9 protein-coding genes are annotated in these 18933 nt (G+C 42.5%); 3 read left to right on the forward strand and 6 right to left on the reverse strand.

What is annotated here, in order from left to right; translation table 11 throughout:
• Positions 1–29: 29 nt before the first annotated feature.
• Positions 30–1742 (forward strand): DUF3482 domain-containing protein, encoded by a 1713-nt coding sequence (locus tag ACT3RN_RS02695; RefSeq protein ID WP_192518468.1) that lies wholly within the window; start codon positions 30–32, stop codon positions 1740–1742.
• 39 nt (positions 1743–1781) lie between these two features.
• On the opposite strand, the gene ACT3RN_RS02700 is transcribed toward ACT3RN_RS02695, so the two are convergent.
• The 3 genes from ACT3RN_RS02700 to ACT3RN_RS02710 all read right to left on the reverse strand — a co-directional run bounded on the left by ACT3RN_RS02700 (position 1782) and on the right by ACT3RN_RS02710 (position 4960).
• Complete coding sequence (locus ACT3RN_RS02700; RefSeq protein ID WP_192991788.1) at positions 1782–2798, reverse strand: ArsA family ATPase; 1017 nt, start codon at positions 2796–2798, stop codon at positions 1782–1784.
• A gap of 52 nt (positions 2799–2850) precedes the next feature.
• Positions 2851–3162: a cory-CC-star protein gene (locus ACT3RN_RS02705; protein ID WP_192518470.1), complete on the reverse strand. Its 312-nt coding sequence runs from the start codon at positions 3160–3162 to the stop codon at positions 2851–2853.
• A gap of 115 nt (positions 3163–3277) precedes the next feature.
• Positions 3278–4960 (reverse strand): carbon starvation CstA family protein, encoded by a 1683-nt coding sequence (locus tag ACT3RN_RS02710; protein WP_192518471.1) that lies wholly within the window; start codon positions 4958–4960, stop codon positions 3278–3280.
• Positions 4961–5287: 327 nt separating this feature from the next.
• On the opposite strand from ACT3RN_RS02710, the gene ACT3RN_RS02715 reads away from it, so the two are divergent.
• Both ACT3RN_RS02715 and ACT3RN_RS02720 read left to right on the forward strand, forming a co-directional pair.
• Positions 5288–5956: a hypothetical protein gene (locus ACT3RN_RS02715; protein ID WP_192518472.1), complete on the forward strand. Its 669-nt coding sequence runs from the start codon at positions 5288–5290 to the stop codon at positions 5954–5956.
• 102 nt (positions 5957–6058) lie between these two features.
• Positions 6059–6622: a hypoxanthine-guanine phosphoribosyltransferase gene (locus tag ACT3RN_RS02720; RefSeq protein ID WP_192518473.1), complete on the forward strand. Its 564-nt coding sequence runs from the start codon at positions 6059–6061 to the stop codon at positions 6620–6622.
• Between the two features lie 367 nt (positions 6623–6989).
• On the opposite strand, the gene recD is transcribed toward ACT3RN_RS02720, so the two are convergent.
• The 3 genes from recD to ACT3RN_RS02735 all read right to left on the reverse strand — a co-directional run bounded on the left by recD (position 6990) and on the right by ACT3RN_RS02735 (position 18543).
• Entirely contained in the window at positions 6990–9278 is a 2289-nt protein-coding gene (gene recD, locus ACT3RN_RS02725) for an exodeoxyribonuclease V subunit alpha (RefSeq protein WP_444518451.1), read from the reverse strand.
• Between the two features lie 67 nt (positions 9279–9345).
• The gene (locus ACT3RN_RS02730; protein WP_413469392.1) at positions 9346–13836 is read right to left on the reverse strand and encodes a UvrD-helicase domain-containing protein; all 4491 of its coding nucleotides are present in this window, start codon (positions 13834–13836) and stop codon (positions 9346–9348) included.
• Positions 13837–14046: 210 nt separating this feature from the next.
• Positions 14047–18543, reverse strand: a complete 4497-nt coding sequence (locus ACT3RN_RS02735) for an exodeoxyribonuclease V subunit gamma (protein ID WP_192518476.1) — start codon at positions 18541–18543, stop codon at positions 14047–14049.
• Positions 18544–18933 lie beyond the last annotated feature (390 nt).

The raw sequence follows: 18933 nt of genomic DNA on the forward strand, positions 1-18933 counted from the left end.
CATATCGATAATTAATATAAGATTTTATTATGAATAATGACAATAACACTCATGAAAGCAATAAAAACAATGATAAACCGGTTGGTCTTTTTGCAGATAAAGCGTATAAGGTGACACCTGATTCAAATGACTCAACACCTCACTCAAAAACTGCACCACTATCTGTATCTGATACACAATCACAGTCACATATAGCAGAGCAACCGACATTAGATAAGGAACAGCAAGCCGCTAAAAAAACCATCGCTAGTGGTGAGCCACTCAAACTAGCCGTTGTCGGTCACACCAATACAGGTAAGACCTCTATCCTGCGCACCTTATTACGCGACGTGTATTTTGGTGAAGTAAAAAACGAGGCCGCCACCACACGACATGTCGAACAGGCTCAGTTAACAGATAGCCAAACTGGCGAAGTACTAGTCGCACTATATGATACGCCTGGTCTAGAAGATGCCTCAGGGTTGATGGATTGGTTAGAGGATAATACCGCCAGTCGCCGTGATGGGATTGAGCGTTTGCAGCAGTTTTTGGCTGCGGATATTGCTCAAGGGACAAATGGTGGTGCTTCAGACAGCCATTTAGATAACCCTTTAGAGAATCATGCAGATAGCTATCATGCACAAAGCTATGACTATAGCCAAGAAGCCAAAGTGATTCGTCAGCTACTAGCAAGTGATATGGCTATCTATGTCGTCGATGCGCGCGAGCCAGTGCTGGGCAAATATAAAGACGAGCTGGCTATCTTGTCTTGGGCAGCCATTCCTGTCATGCCTGTCTTTAATTTCACCGACAGTCAGAATGCCAATATCGATGAATGGCAGACGATGCTGGCAAGACGAAATTTGCATATATCGACGCGTTTTGATTCAGTTGCTTTTGAATTCGAAGATGAGATGCGCCTATGGCAAAACTTAGCCACCATGCTCACCCATTCTGAGATGCTTGAGCAATTGATGCAACGTCGGACCGAAAACTGGGCACGGCTGAGTGACGAGGCAAATATCGTTATTGCTGACTTTTTGATCAATGTCGCAGCTTTTGTGCGTGAGATTAATGACAGCGACGATCCCATGCCAGTACTGACACAAATGCAGGAAGCCGTTCGACAGAGCGAACGTACCATGCAGCATAACTTGCTCAACTTATATAAGTTCTATGACAATGCTGTCGCTGCAACCCCACTGGAGCTACAAGCCTATCAACAAGACCCATTTGACCCTGAACTTCTCAAAAGCTATGGTATTCGTACGACTTCGGGCGCGGCCGCTGGTGCACTGTTGGGCTTAGGTGTTGATGCAGCCGCATTGGGTATGACGCTAGGCTTGGGTACAGCAATTGGTGGTATTGCCGGAGGGTTGTTGTCTAATACCAGTAGTATTGCTGATAGGATTACAGGGGTGAAGCGCTTATATATCGACCCTGCTACGTTGACACTACTGGCTACTCGAGCGATTGATTTACTGACCGCGTTGCGTCATCGTGGTCATGCAGCGACAGATGCGACCCAATTGATATATAACGGCGCAAAACATGATGATGAATCAAGCGAGAATGAAGACGATAATCTAGTGACGCCATGGCCAACCAACAAACTACCAAGCGAGTTAAAAAAAGCCCGTGGTAAGCCGCAATGGTCGTCACTTAGTAGTGGCAAGTCTGAGCAAGCGCAGCTATTACGAGCAGATATGGCGTGGTCGCTCTCGGCCAAATTACAGTCGTACAATCATGACTCGCCAAATTAAGCATAATTGATAATAAGTACATACGTTATTATTCAAAACCTAGAGTACTGGTTTCAGTAAAGCACTCAATGCATCAGTACCACGTACATCTGTCTGCTGTAGATAGATTGGATATAGCGGATACTTAGTAAAGCTTGTCTCTATATCTTGCATAATTTGCTGTTGTCTATCGGCACGCAGCTGCCAAAAGTTATCAGACTGAGTAGGTGTTATCAGCTGATTGATGACGATCGCTGCTGGCGTGAGTTTGCTGTCTTCTAACTGCTTGATCGCACGTCTGGTCTCAGCCAATGGCAATACATCTGCAGTCATAACCAACACAATAGCTGTTTGAGCACGGTCGTGAAGTAATGCTCCTGCTTGACGAAACAGCTGTTTGCGTTTTTCTAATACAGATACGGCTTGTTCCCAGCGGTCTGATTTTTTTGCTGCAAACGGATTTGCCACATCGTTCTTATCGTTTTTTTGATTGTGACTGTCTAAATGGTTTGCCACCGAGCGTAACTTAGACTGTCGTCGCTGCTGTGCAAGCAGTCCATCTGTCCACGCACCCATCATCTCTGGTAGTACCAATAACCGTAGAGTATGCCCTGTTGGTGCCGTATCAAAAATAATATGATCATAATCTGCATCTGCGGCGCTGACTAAGTGCTGACACATAGATTCAAGCATCGCAGCTTCCTGGGCACCTGGAGCTGATTTTGATAGCTGCAAATGCTCTCGAATCTTGGGCATCATATCTGGATTGGCATAGGCTGTAATAGTGCGCTCAACCTGTGCAAAATGCGCATCAACGATGATGTCTGGATTTAGCTCGATGGCATCTAAATAAGGTGACATCACTGTTTTTTCGTTGCTTAGGCGAACATTCAAAACATCGCCCAAACTATGTGCTGGATCAGTCGAGACAATTAAGGTCTTTTGCTGCTGGCTAGCATAGTAGCTAGCCAGTGCGGCGGCAGTCGTGGTCTTCCCTACGCCGCCTTTTCCACCGATAAATATAATCGGTTGTGTCTCTAACTGCTCTACCAATCCATGTAAAGGGTGTAACGCCATAGCTTTATCTCATTTTTCAATTAATTCTTATTTCTTTGTGCCCAATAAGTTATTAGCAGCAACCAACGTGGTCAAAGGGACATCTATCCATACCCATTCTAGTATGCCATTCGTGAAAATTTTCTAAAAATAGCGGCTGTAGCTCTAGTGTATAAAAGCTGGCAGGGTTATCGATACCTAAGCTTTCAGCAAACATGAGCAACATAAAAAAATCTTCTTCATCACGTGCCGCACGTGCCATCGTCTGGCGGTATGGCGCATGATAAAACTCATTTAGCCCATGCTTAAATCGCTGCCACCATGGTTGGTTGCTCTCTAACGGTTGAATGCTTTCTATCCCATTTGATATATTGTCATTTTCCATAATATGCTCGTATTTTACTTAGCTCTTATTATCTATAATGCCTATTTGAAACAAAAAACGCCAGCAATGGCTGCTAGCGTTTTTTATTGAACAGACATTTAATATGATTTAATGTTTAAACGTCACCGCCTTCACCTTTATGTAACGACCATTCTTTACGTAGTACAGACAAACTCTCAAAAGTCACTAAAATAGTAGCGACTAAGATAATAATATCCATAATAATAAGTAGCCAATTTCCATCGGTAAAGAAGGTTTTGAGCTGAATCAGTAGTGCAAATACGGTCATCACTAATAGGAACGACAACGGCGCTAATGTAAACCAGACAGGCTTGCCTTTACGTAACAAGATAACCGTTACAATCATTAAGGTTAACGCAGCCATTAGCTGATTGGTCGTACCAAATAGTGGCCAAATAATCATACCACCAGCACCATCGATACCACCAGCACCAAATGCTAGTAATAAACAGCTGCCCACTGCTAGTAATGTTGCGACGATACCTTTACTTAATGCAGGTAATTTGTAAATCTCACCAAATTCTTGGAAGATATAACGTTGTAAACGTACACCAGTATCCATCGTAGTACCAGCAAACAACGCTGCCATGACTGTCAGCATGGTCTGTGATAGCACCATATCAATACCTACGCCAGCACTCAGAATCGTTGCACCGCCATCGATAAAGGCGCCGATAGAGCCATCACCAAACTTTTGATAGACCGCTTGCCAATCACCAAGGGTAGCAAAGCCAGCAGTAGCCGCAAGGATTGCCCCAAGTGCTAGCATACCTTCGCCAAGTGCACCGAAATAACCAACGAAACGAACGTCTTCTTCTTTGTCAATCTGTTTAGAGGTCGTTCCTGTTGCCACCAAACCATGGAAACCAGATATGGCACCACAAGCAATCGTCACAAACAACAATGGTAGTAGTGAAGGTGTATCCATTGGTAATGAGGTATTGATCGCTGGTGCTACAATATCAGGAGTACCAATAAAGATAGCAGCATACAATAGAATTAAACCAACAAATAACTGTAAACCATTAATATAATCGCGAGGTTGCAGCAGCATCCATACTGGTAATAATGACGCTATCGCGGCATAGCTAAACAAGATAAGAATCCATACGGCGTTATCAGGTAACCCAAAAATAGTTTCAGGTAGCGCAATAGGAAATATAGTACCAAGATAGATAAGGCTGTATAAAGCAGTTACCCCAATAATTGATACCCAGACCAAATTCATTTTGTAGCGATAAATACACTGACCAATGATAAAGGCAACCACTAAGGCTCCCCAAACTGGCAATACAGCAGATGGTGTTTTAATCATCATATTAGCAATAGCCACGCCAAATACAGCATTGACCATTAGTAGTAATAAGAAGATGACAACCATCATCAAACTGCGGACACGGGTGCCCATGACAGTACCTGCAATAGAGCCAATCGACTGACCTCTGTTGCGCATACTTGCCCAAATAGCTGACATATCGTGTACACCAGCCATAAAAATAGTACCGAACACCACCCAAAGGACGGCAGGTACCCAACCCCAGATAACCGCAATGGCAGGACCAATAATTGGTGCAGCTCCTGCTACTGAAGTGAAATGGTGTCCCCATAATACATATTTATTAGTAGGGACATAATCTATACCGTCTTTCATGGTATGAGCTGGCGTAGGACGACTGCTGTCCAATGCTAAAATTTTTGTGGCAATAAATTTTGAATAAAATACGTAACCGCAGAGCATAGCGGCAACGCCAAATAGTAGTACAATAGCACTATTCATCTTATCTCTCCTTAGACAAGTAGAAAATCACCTTATGAGTTCAAGCTTTTTAAATCAAAATATATAAAATATAATAGATTAGGGTGCAGCGAGTAAATCGGCCGACCCATTAGCAGGCAGATAATAGCGATATTTTAATGTGATTGCTACCTACAAAACCTATATTTTACAATTAGAGAAAGTTACTCATTTATATACAACCTATTAAACCTTGGATTAGGGGCTGTTATAGATTTTTTCAAAGATAGTTATTCTTCAATAGAATGACGTGCTTAATGAAAGCGATACCGTCGATCAGGAATCGACAACACAAATAAAGGAAGCATAATGGCGCATTATTTTGGATTCATACCTTCAGATAAATTAAAAGCAGCCATTGCTGAGGCTGAACAAGTGATTGCATCAAATGAGACAGTCGCTTATTACCCTTACCGTGATGCACTTACCCATCAGACCGCACGAGATTTGATTGATAGTTTATTGGTCGGGTTGGTTGAAATTACGCCAAACCCTGAACGCAAAGCTTCTATGCAAAAAATAGTTGCTACTGTTGAAAAAACAGCAGATACACTACTTAATGTGTTGCTTGGTAAAGAAAATAACGAAGAAGTGCTTCCTAGTTTTCATTTTTTGAGAGAGCGAGCCACATTTATTGATAATGAAGGCGTTATGCGGGTAGGCTTTAAACTGTCCGAAACAGATGCCGAAACCATCACTAAAGGTTTTTCTGCTATCACTCCTGAGCATGTAGACATGCCTTTGTTTCGAGCAGCACTTGAAACAATGAATGACCAAACCCTGACGCACTTTATCAGCAACTACGCTGAAACCTTGAAGCTAGGTATCATTAAACGCAAATCAGTACCAGTCGCCAAGGCTGCGATTGACAAAGGTATGAGGATTGCACTTCATAAGCTACTACCAGATCTGCCTGACAGCTCATTAAATCGTTTGGCGAACTACTACCGCCCTTTCATCGTAGAAAAGCCAGAATGAGCATTAAAATTTAATTAATTTTGTCTCAACAGTCACATGCTATTGGGAAATTTTTTTTAAATTTGCTAAAATAAGCGGCACTTTTTACCGAAGGCGCATCCGATGACCCAAATCAGTAACCAAGAAATAGAAAAAACATTACGTAACTCAGATTGCCTTATAAGTAGTATCGAAGTTGCTGCTGCTTACGAACGTCTTGCCGCACAACTTAATCTACATTATGCTGGTTTAAACCCTATCGTCATGGTTGTGATGAATGGCGGACTCATTCCAGCAGGTCAATTACTGACGCATTTGACTTTCTATCATCGCATGCATTACATCCATGCGACACGTTATCGTGATAACGAAGGTACAAACGAGCTAGACTGGAAGTTTAAGCCAGATGTTGATATCACGGGTGAGCATGTATTGCTGATTGATGATATTTTTGATGAAGGCATTACCCTAAAAACAGTCGTTGAAGAATTAGGAAAAGAAAAACCATTATCGCTTGAATGTTGTGTTTTGCTGAATAAAGAACATGATCGTAAAGTTAAAGGTTTTGATGTTGATTTTGTCGGTATCAATGTCGCAGACCGTTATGTCTATGGTTGTGGCATGGACTTCCATGGTTACTTACGCCACTTGCCAGGTATTTATGCTATCAAAGAAGATAAAGTTTAAGTCCCATACTTAATGACTTATACTTATTGACTTAAGAGCATTTAGGTCCTAAAAAAGCATCCAAATTGGATGCTTTTTTATTACTTGAGAGTTATGCCTTGTTGATTTTATTACTCATACAGTATTTATATTCGTATAAACTATTTCATCGATTTTTTAGCATGGTATAAAATTAAGACAATTGTAATCCTATTTTTCAGACAGTTATAGTCAGTCCTAAATAAAAGAGGTACAACTACGCGATATGGGTTACGTTTTTCTTGCTTGCTGTGCCTGCTCAGACAGAGGCGGCGCAAAATGTAACCCGTATCGCTGTATTTATTTTATAGTGAATCAACTATACCTATCATGTATATCAAAATACAATTTAGTCAAGTTTAGCAAACTGTAATGCTAATCCAGTATGGCGTTCAGTGGGTGTTTGTACCGCTTTTTCTAACGCATGCTTGGTGCTATATATTGTCACCTGTCTTTTCGCTCGTGTGACTGCTGTATAAATTAGCTCTTTGCTTAACAACCTTGTATGACTATTATCAAACGTGATCGCTACATGGTCAAATTCTGACCCTTGCGATTTATGAATGGTCATTGCATATGCAGTCGCAACCAGTTCTTCATTTAGCAAATTGACAGCGATGCCCTGTGTTCTATTTTCAAAAAACACTTCTAATTTGTTCATATTATCTTGAGTTTGCAAACAAAAACCAATATCACCATTAAACAACCCAAGCTCATAATTGTTTTGTAACACCATAACTGGCCTACCATGGAACCATATGTTTTGCCCTAAAGGTAGTTTTAACTCAGCTAAATGCCATTGAGTTAGGTAATTATTGATATAGTGATCACCCCACTCTCCGTTGTGGCCAGCACTTAAAATTCTAAATTGATTAAAAGTGTTCATTAATGATGCAATTGTATTTTTTACTTTTTCTGGTACAGATTTTTCTATTGGTATTTCTAGAAGATTTTTAATTTTACTTATATATTTTTGGTAATTCAGAGCTATTTTTTTAATAATTTTTTCATTGCTTAGGCTATTTTTTGTTGTATTATCTGATAATGCTTGCTGAGTATTAACGTATTGAAACCTTAACGCATCATCATTTTTTAACAACTGCCAAATGACTTTAGTGTCTACAGTTGACTGGTTTATTTGATACGCAAGCTTACCAATGCCAGAGTCGGCACTAAAACGGCGGCTTTCAGTCAGCTGTGCATGAATAGATTGCAATAACGGAATATGGCATAGATCAGCCAATACTGCGCCTGCATCTACTGCTGCTAACTGGTTTGCGTCACCTAATAATATCAGTCTAGCACCTGGTTTCACCGCACTCACAAGGTAGTTTGCTAGCTCTACCCCTAACATAGAGGCTTCATCTACAATAATAATATCTTCGCCAAGCGGGTTGTTGGCATGATAACGAGGACTACCCGTACGCCCAATACCAAGCAAGCGATGAATGGTTTTTGCTTCTTGTAGCTGTAATGTTACATTTGCCGCATCCAAAGCTGCCTGTAAAGACTCTTGCATACGTTGAGCGGCCTTTCCAGTTGGGGCAGCTAACGCTAAGCTTGCGCTGTCTGTACTAAACTTAATAGGCTCATGCTCACCTACCCCGCTGTCTGCTGCTTGTTGCAAGGCTATGACTAACTGCGCCACTGTATAGGTTTTACCTGTACCTGGGCCACCAGTAATAATACTAAAGGCATGGTGATTGGCTACATTAATAGCCATCACTTGCTGAGGATTAAGGTTATCTGGCATGGTGATGGCTAATGGGGTTATCGGTTGATTCAAAATAGTATGAATGTGTTTCGCTAAATTAAACTCTGCTTGCCATGCGCGGTGTAGCCAAAAGATTATTGATTTAGCTGCGTTATTTTGTTCGTGGATAATCTGATAAATAATAGGTTGATTATTTTTGCTTAGGCTATTTTGACTGTTATCATTTATATTGTTAGTACTTATCTCTGTATTAACGGTGGCAAACAGCGAATGTGCTTTAATTAAGCCAATAAAAGCAGCCAAATCTGTATTTTTTAAACGTTGATAAAGCGCGGCTATCATATCAAAGCGCTTGGCTAGTATCTCCTTTTCGTGATTGGTGAGTGCTAGTTGCGTCCATAACTGGGCGCGTTTGGCAAATAAAGTGTCTAGCAAATCAAACAGGGATGGCTCTTCTATCAACGCTGCCACTATCTGTTCGTCTGTGGCTGTCGTTGTGGCTTGCGTATCTACTGCGTTCATATTTAGGTGAGTCACCGTTTGGGTATCAATCAATGCTAAAACAGGCATGGCCAGCATCTCTAACAGCTGCTGCTGCCACGCATATAACGTGACCAACTCACCACTCACCCGCCCTTGTTGTGGCTGTTCATGCTCAGCTACGCTAACCGTTAATACGGTGTGCCCTTCTTCTAAGTGGGCGGCTAGCATGACAAACAAAGCAGCAAATAAGGCGCTGTCGTTGGTTGAATCGACTGGTTTTGCGTTGCTATCAGTATTGATAGCAGTATTGCCATAAAAGTTGGCCGTGCTATATGCCGCATGCGTTTGCTGACGGCGTAGCAATATATAATCGCTAATATTACTGGCCCAGCTTTCTTGTGAGCCGATGGCAGCGTTGCTTTTATGGTTATTATTATTCATGTGCGTTTGTCTCTGTTTTATGGCTTAATGCGACTTATTTGATATCCAATTCATGCGATCAAGCTGACTAATCTGGCAAGCCAAACAGCGCATCTAACCCTTTAATAAAATCTATTGGAATGTCCCACGTCACTAGACCATAACGGTTATGGCTGCCCTCACCTATCAAGCTGCTGTCAGTGTTAGTCTTATTGGTAGTAGTGTTCATATCGTCACTTACGTTATCCCTGTTTGCGTTTGCATCATACACACCCCGTAAAAACACATATTCTACAGCTCCAAGGTATTTATGTTCATTGCCTACATAGTCGCTTATTCTTATGGCAAGAAACCGATGCAATGCCACTTGATAAATCGCGGCTTGTAGCCAATACCCCGCTTTTGACATTGTTTGTTTAAGATTTTTTTCACTATAATTGCTTAGGCTATTTCCTAAAAAGTTACTTTTATAATCAACCACGTAATACTTGCCCGCATACTCATATACCAAATCAATCTCACCGCGTAAATAGCGATACAGATGGTTTTTGTTTTGTGCGATCAGGCTAATGTGTTTGTCTTTATCATCAGGTAAATACTGCTCAAAGAGCTTGTTAATATCTTGCGCTCTAAAAGTTTCTGACAACCCCATATTAAACTCTAGCTCAGCAAACCGCCGTGTGGCATCAATAGTATATAAAGGCTGATTTGATGCCAATAGCGGCGCATGTAACACCTCTTCAATCCAGCCAATTAATGCCTCGTGCTTACTTGCATCAATAGAATCTGTGTTTATAGGCCGGCCACCTGCCTTATTTTTGGCTTGTAATATGCGGCTTTGCTGATCAAAACTACTATAAGCCAGTGGCAACTGATAGCTGCTGATAGCCCTATCAATCACCTGAGACCACTGTGATTTTTGATTAAAATCAATTTTTTCAAATATCTCGTGCAAAAACGTACCGGCATTGGCCCCTTTTACAAAGGTAAAACGAATATCCTCTGCGGTTTTAACGCTCATCTCACCGGCTGATAAGATTGGTAACGCTGAGGGGTCTGTTATATCAATGTCGATAGCGTCATCAATACGCTCATCTATCACTGCCATGGCTTGCATAGAGTCGTCAAGCTGACGAGCTAAAGCGGTAAAACTGGTTTTGGCCCAACCATAAAAGTAATTGATTTTCATAATGTCCGAAAACGCAGCGTACTCAATCATCTCGGTTGTGGGTTGATTGGCAGTTAAGGCAGCAGTGGTATGCGCGGTATTAGTATTGCCTGTTAAGCCGACCGCACTCGCATCATGATTGGGGTTTTTATGATAAAACGCATCCACATTATGCGCGCGTATCATGCCAATAGTGCCTTTGAGTCTATCGGGTAATTCAAACTTTGGTTCTGGTGAGTTAAACCAATAAAACACCGGTTTACGCTTCATATCTTTTATGTTGTTAGGGTCTCGCAATACTATATATAACTGCTCACTGGCACGTGTAAAGGCCACGTAGCCAAGGCGACGTAACTCATCAAATCCTTCTTTTGTCTCTATCTCGGTGTAGTAGTCCTCTGTAGTCGCAGAGCCTTGCACAGGTGAGAAACGGCGTTGATTACCCGTTGATTGATTTTCTATCGATTGCTGAGCTAACGCTGAGGGCGCTTGTTGCGCGTTATATAGGTACAAGCCATACTTCTCATTATTGCCCGATTTTCTACTGGCATCGCCCATCCCTAATACATAGACAATCGGAAACTCAAGCCCTTTTGATTTGTGAATGGTCATCAGCTGTACGCCAGACTCTGTCGGCAAGGGATATTGTTTGGCCCAGTCACTATTGGGTGCGGCGTCTATATGTTGCCTAAACCACGCCAACAGTTCATGCTCGCCCATTCCCATGCCGTATTGTGCCAACACATCCATAATGTGGCGCAAATCCATGATATGGCGGTCGCCTTCTGGATGCGCCGCTAGTGCTTGCCATACACCTTGTGGCTGTACAGGGCTTTCATCTAACAGATAATGTAATGCTGACAAAACACCAAAGTGTTGCCAGCGCTGTGCGGCTTCTTTGAGATAGGTAATAAAATCTTGATAGCTTTTTTCACTATTAGCCGCCTTGATATTCACTGCTTTTTTATTAACGACACTAGGGGCATTATGTGGTGCCACACCCGATTCATGGGTGCGCATCATGGCTTTGATGTCTTTAATGCTTAGGCCATACAGATGACTGGTCAGCACCCGATTAATCATATCGTGACGATACGGGTACAGCATGGCACTTAACAGCGCCGCGACATCCTCTGCCATGATGGTTTCAAAAATACTGACATCGCTGGTGGTCAAGGTTGGCACATTAAGCTTGACTAATTCATCTTCAACCCGTTTTAAGTCTTTTTTGGTACGTGCCAGCACACCAATATCGCTAGGCTGAATCGGTTTGCCTTTTAAGGTTTGTCCAGTATTGAGTACAGTCGCAATATGACGTGCTGTGACCTCAAATTCATCATACTCAAGCGTTTTGTCTTTATCGTATGGCAAATGCAATACGCTCACCGGCTGGGCAGAGAGCACGTCGGTCACTAAGGGGCTACTGAGCAAGTTTGGCGTATGATACCAAGACAGCTGGTTGTCTGGCTTGGCCGCTTTGATATATTGGTAATAAATACCCGTACCAAGTTGCGACAGATGGTTATTGGCCGTTGCTGCCGTTGGCATTCCAAACCAGCAATTAAGCGCCTCAATCAAGCTTTCGTTTGAACGACGGTTGATATCTAGCGTCCAAAGGCTGCTGTTATCAAACTGGGCTTTCATGTAGTTATAGTTCGCTACGTCACCACCACGAAACCCATAGATTGCTTGCTTTGGGTCACCAACCAATAATAAAAACTCATGGCTGGGTTTTTTAGTCGCTGAGCTTGTATTATTATCAGCAACTTTGGACTTTTTCTTCGGCAGATAGATGCTTTCAATCATCATGGCCTGCTCACCATTAATATCTTGTGATTCGTCAATTAACGCCACTGGGTAATGGTGACGGATATAACGTGCCAGCTTTTCGCCTTGCTTGCCTGTTAACGCTTGGTTTAAGCGCACCATCTGTAAGCTAAAAGTCGTCTCGCCGCGCTCTTCTAAAATTACTGGCAATCGGTTGCGTACTGCGAGTACGATGTGGCGATTAAGATTGGCCAGCACTAATAAAATATGCTGATTGAGCCCATCAACCATATCTAACAGCGTCATTAACTTACTAATGGTTTCTAACGCAAACAGAGCCTGATGCTCTTTCTCTTTATTTTTATTAAAGTTCTTAATTTTTCCATCTTCGTTTGGGTATCTGGCATCTTGTAAAGACGTAATAATCTTTTTCTCACGATCGTTTAAATAACCAGTAAATGCCAGTTGATGTTCGGCTATTTTTTGATGCACATCAACAATGGCATCAAACTGTTTCAATAAATTAGAGTTTCCGTTAAATCCTTGAGACTTTCTATAATCAAGATTTAAATATGGCTGGATATCCGCTAGATCCAACTGAGAAAAATCATTGATTAGCTTTTCATAGCCATCAAAATCAAAGCCTTGATCTAATTTTACCTCATCAATCGGTGCAGAGATAAAGTTAAGCGAGCGCGTCACATATTTTTTATGATCGCTAACCGCCGTTAGCTTGCCTTGCTGATCTAGCAACGCATACAGTTTTGGCTGCTCGTGATATAGCCTACTTTGAAATTGACGCAACTCATCATGCACGATACTGTCAGTCACCTGCTCAATGCTGCTGTCTTCAATAATATCCATGCCTTGCTGATGACCAGTTTCGCTACTGTATTCCATCAACCACTTTTGAGCCAAGCTATCGAGCGTGCCCACAAACAGTTTATCTAGCGTGGTTAACACCAGTGCGGTACGACGAATAGCATCCGACATTGGATAGCTGTATACATGATCTAGCAAATACCCAACCAAATGCAGATTAATAGGATCTTGCATGATGCCATCTAAGCGCACATATTTGGCTTGCTCGATCAACCACGCTTCACGCGCTGTTTTTGCCTGCTTGCGTTTTTCTGCCGCTATTTGTTTTACTTGTTCGTACTCATAAGCCAAGTCTTGATTAAGCTCGCTCGTATCTGCATCCGTATCTATTTGAATTGCCGCATCAATGTCAGAATCCGTATTGATATTGGTATCAACCGTCTCATCTTTGCTATTGGTGCCATGTTTGTCTTTTTCCGCCTTACCAGTATCAGGCATCACCTGTAATATATCAGGGTATAAGGCCTCTTTATTATCAAGGTCGGCGCTCAAACTATTGACCCATTGTATGATCTGATAAAACTCTACCAAACGATCGTGGATACGCTGACGCATCTCGGCAGCAGCAGCGCGGGTAAAAGTTGTGGCAATGATTTGCTCAGGCGCGCGCTTTGCTTCAATCAGCAAACGCAGCACAATACCCGTAAGCGTCCATGTTTTACCCGTACCAGCTGACGCCTCAATCAAATGCCGTCCCATCAAATCAACATCAACCGCTGGTACAACAGCTTTAGACTCAGTCTCAGTTTCACTCTCAGCCATAGCGACACTCACATCTATATTTTCAGAAGGATGAACAGACGCACCAAACAAATCATCTGATTCACTTGGGCGCTGTAAATGTGTGTGTTCATCTGATAAATACGGCAATTTAGCAGCATCTATACTGTTGGAGTCGGTAAAGTCTGTCATATGGTCATATACTTTCAATTATTATCTATTAAATCAACAGGCTAAAAAACGGTCTGCTAGCTAGCCGTCCAAACTCTCTAATGCGGCAAACATTGGCGCGTATAGTGGTTTTGCCAAGCTAGTCAATGCAGTAGATAAGGCCTTAAAGGCATCTTGATCACGTAATACATACTGCCAAATAGCATGCTGCGAGCAAGTATCATATACCGACTCTACGTGAAATCCAGGTCGCAGCCAATCTGAAAAGTCAGCTCGTTTTGGCCAATAGATAACACCTTCTTCCATTTTTGAGCACTTACCAAGATAGCTAAGCGCATATCCGGGTAATAACGTAATGGGTACTTGACCCGATAAATTAGAAAAAATAGCCCACTTTATCATCTCAACAATCGCGTCTTCATACACAATTGGATTTAGTTTAAATGCAATTACTTTGTCATATTCTTTGATCTGTGAGCTGGGCTTATTAAAGCGCCAGATACTCACGCCATCATTTAATGCCACTTGATCAGCAGTGGTGCGGCGAGCTATTTGCCAATACAAATGCGACAGCCAAAACTTGAGTAAATGTTTGGAGCTGGCTGAGTTGGGTAATATATTTAACCACTGCTTAGGGGACTGCTCGGCATATGCCTTGCCTGCTAACATTTCTGCCGATGCCGATACAGGCACTAAGCCTTTTATCTTAACCAATGTCGGTAACCGCTTGAGCAGTGACGCGCTGTCGGCATTAATGTCAGTATGGTTTAGTACAGCCGCCAGCTCTATCTGTACAGGATGCTCAGTGGTTGGCGTTAGTAACTGCAAACCATTTGTATGATCTGCTACATCAGCAGAGCCATTAGCAACCAGTTGTTCTTTAAACTCCATGCATTGCTGTTGCAGTTTTTGTTGTTGATTGGGAATCGTAGTTTGACGCGCCACACCTGCCGGTATAATACTTTGGTACATTAATAATTGGCTGTTTTTATCGGCACTGTTATTAACACTGCTATCAACGCTATTGTCAGCCGTATTTTTATCATCAGTGTTATTAGTAGTAGCATGAGAAGCCAAGCTGTTAATCAAATACTCTTTGATGTGGTAGGTGGTCAAGTTGTTTAAAAACAAAGGCTCTTGAGGCGCCATCGCTTCTTCGCCTTGTACCACATGAACCTTTTGATTACGTAAAAAAGCTTTGGCAGGATGGCGCACTTGGTAAACCAATACACCCTCTACATCTATTTCATGAATATCAAACAATGATTGGGTAAGCGCTGTGGTCGCCTCGCCTGTCTTACTGCTATCGCGTGAATCACTTGCGCCATCTAGCGCCAGTAGCTCAGCCAATACATCTAAGGTCTGCGCATCTGCCTGACCAAGCACACCTAACTCTGTACCTAACACCTGAGCAATTGCCTCGTACTGTGTTTTAGTGGGCAGGCCAACCAGTGGCGCATGCTCGCTAGATACTCGGGACGTTAGTGTGTCAAACACAGCCTGCCAAAGCGGCGCAGGTGGAAACTGCTTTTTTTGTGCCAGTTTGGTTTTGCGCATGGCCTTACTCAAAATAGCATCCAGCTCATCAACGCGCTCAGCCAAGTGATTATCTGACGTATGGTTTTCGGCTTGTTCATCAGCAGTATTATCAGCTGCCATAGCCGTGTTGATATCCATTTCGATATCGGTTTCAAACAAACTTTTGTGAAATGGCAAAGCAGGATGCTCTGTCACTAACCACTGCTTAATCAATTTTGGCAAATAACGCTTTAGTGTGTCGGTAGCTGAGTCAATATTGTTGGGTAAATCTAACGTTTCAAGCGAGTTGACTTGCCACTGTACCTCTCCTTGCAAGAACTGTAACAACTCACTGACTGGGTTGGCAGGCAGGTGCTCATGCGTGTCTGTTAAACTTTGACCGTTATAAAATATCCAGCACGCACTCCGCGCGCACAGCAGCGCATCTAAAAACGCGCCATTATCATCATCCTCACTCACCCTATCACCACGACGAGCGATGGCGGCTTTCATCAAATCGTAGCGGTTATCGCGGTCTTGTGCAGGAAACTCCGACAAATTCATGTTAAGCATCACCACCAAGTTAAAAGGCACGTTTCTAAGTGCGCCAAATCGGCCAAAAGTAATCACACCTGTGGGTTCGGCACTGACCTGCTGACTCTCAAGCTCCACCTCGATACTATCTAACATAAAGCTGAGCTTAAGCGGTAGCTGCTCTACTCCTGCCAGCCGTTGCTCAATCTCTGTGCTGCTACTATCGCCACTTGAGTATTGCTTATAATGGCGGTTGGCGCGTAAGCTAGATTTAAAGCCGTTCATGGCGTTATAGATAGCGCGCATGGTACGGGTTTGATCAACATCTCCAAAGTAGCGATGAATGACTTGGCTCTCAATTTGGTCGAGCCAGTCTTCTGCTTTCATTTTTTGCATATAATCGCTACGGCGGGCCGCTAAACCTGCATAAATACGGCAAAGAGCCTCCACAATCATGGCATCGTTTAAGCTCACTTGAGACAGCGGTATGCTACGCTCTGGTAAGGCGGTGCTTGGCCACTCATCTTGACTTATAGGATACAAGCAATCGCTCAAACTGGCCTCTGGCATCACCAAGCCCAAAGTCAGTTTATCTAACGCTTGTGCAAAGCTAAAACGGTAGTCATAGTCATTGCCATCTAGTGTTTGTTTAAGGTGACCCTCATCAAAACCGCGAATAAATCCAGCCTCTACCAATAAATCACAACCGCGGCTCATTTGTTCATGGGTCAAGCCAAAGCTTTCAAACAAAGGCGGCAGCATCAGCCAGTCCAACACCTCAGCGGCTTCAAAGCGGGCGCTGTGGCTACCCAATAATTTATAAAAACCAATAATGGCATCCCATAACTGACGAATATCGGCATCCACCACACCCGTGACTTTAGCTGGCAGAGTCAAGCCGTCTTGCCCTTTACCACTGACAAAAATTGAGCTGATCAGCGCATGGTGACGCTCTACATCAGGTAGTAGTACAACAATGTCAGATATATGGCGTTTTTTTTCGTTAGCTGGAACTGGCTCATTAAGCCAGCGTCCAATCATAATGCGCAGTACTTCGAGCTGACGCTGTAAACTGTGACACGAATGAATACTTAGGCTATTGTCTTGCGAAGACATCGCCCAAAAACGCTCTTTCTCAAAACGTTTGTTTTCAAGTGCGGCATCTTCATACCATGGTGTTGCTTGCAGATCGTTCTCATCCTCAAGCCCTATTTGTTGGCTCACTACCTGAGAAACTTTTGCCGCCGCAGTTTGCTGAGTAGCCGTTTCATCAAGCATCAACACATCGTTTTGCAAGCGCCTTAATAAACTTGGGCTATTTTGCATACCGTTAAGCGCATCACTGCTATTGGTAGCATCAGTCAGCTTATGGTTGATACCCATAGATAACGTATCATTAAAATTATCTTGCCACTCTACAAGTACGTTTTGATCAGACGTATCTTGGTATTGCTCATTACCTGACAAATTGGCAAGCATGGCAAACGTATCACGTGACTGTTTACCCAAACGCGACAGCAAGCTATGGCCATAATCCCGTAAAAACACACTTTCTGGGTTGATGATTTGTTGGCGCTGTAACCACGATTTATCGACAATATCAGCCCAAAATAACTTTGATGGGTTGTAGTGCAGCAGGGTAATATCCATGTATTCTGATAACTGCTGCAAAAAATCCAGCTCAGTTTGTGGTAATTGCTGAATGGTAAAAATACGCAGTACTTTAGGCAACTGAGCACGCTCATCTGCCTTGTTGCCTTTTAGCGCTGACCAAAAAGTTTTTTCGAGCGCCACACGGTGTAAGTGCACATCGGCAAAAAGCTGTAACCATAAAAACCGCTGCGCTGCTTCTAGCTCAGCATAATGCGCCACCAACCAATCAGGCGTGGCGCGAGCATACTTATCAAAGCGCAGTGATAACGCGTCTTTATTGGCTAGCATTTCCTCAATATTGAGCGGCTTGTTATCTGACCAATGTGCCAACCAATCTTCACGGTGGGTTAAGTAACGGTTAAACACCCGCGCCAAATCACTTGCCAACTGCCAAATACGCGCATCCTGTTGCGCCTTATCTTGTGATCCATTGACTTGCTGACTGTTTTGTTTTGGCGCATCAATTAAAGATGACAATAGTGGGTAAACAGCGTGTTTTTCATCTTTTATAATAGCGTCTTGATAATAGGTCAAATATCCAAATAACCGCCACTGCATGACTGTCGGGGACAACACCGCAACGTCAGGTACATTTAGGGTTTTAGCAGAGTGGTCTGCTTGTAATAAATACGTATTATGGCGGCTCAGCACATCTTGCATGAGCGTCCACTGATACTGACCCCAAAACTTAGTACGTACCAAGGTGCTGATTCCAGCACGGCTGGCAATGGTTTTATCCAACCAATCGCCCAACACCATTGAGGGTACAATGACAATAAAAGGCGCAAAAACCGACTGGTTTTTTGACTGATATTGTACAAGCAACTCATCGACAAGGTTTTCGGTACGGTGTGATTGAATAATGGTAAACATAGACAATAATCTGATTGGGATGAGAAAGAGGCAAAACGATCATTTGAATACCTTGATATCCAAATGACAATGTATGTTAAATTTTAAAAAATAGGTGTTTTGTAATCAAACACTTAACACTTCAAAGTTTATCAATAACAACTTAAACAAATTCAGTCTGATCACTGTGATTCATTTTGGCATGATAATTGCTCTAACTATATTAAGGCGATATTTAAATAGCTTGCGTATACAAACTGACAATTTAGTGTGCCACTGATGACCATTTTTTGCCAGTTAAGATATTTACGTTACTATAATTCACGACATTTAATGTCGCGCTTATATCGTTTATTTTTATATAAGAAAAACATTATAACTTATACAACCTTAATCCTTTTTATTAATAAG

Origin of the sequence: Psychrobacter sp. AOP5-GZ1-6 (assembly GCF_052376345.1) — a bacterium.
Taxonomy (GTDB): domain Bacteria; phylum Pseudomonadota; class Gammaproteobacteria; order Pseudomonadales; family Moraxellaceae; genus Psychrobacter.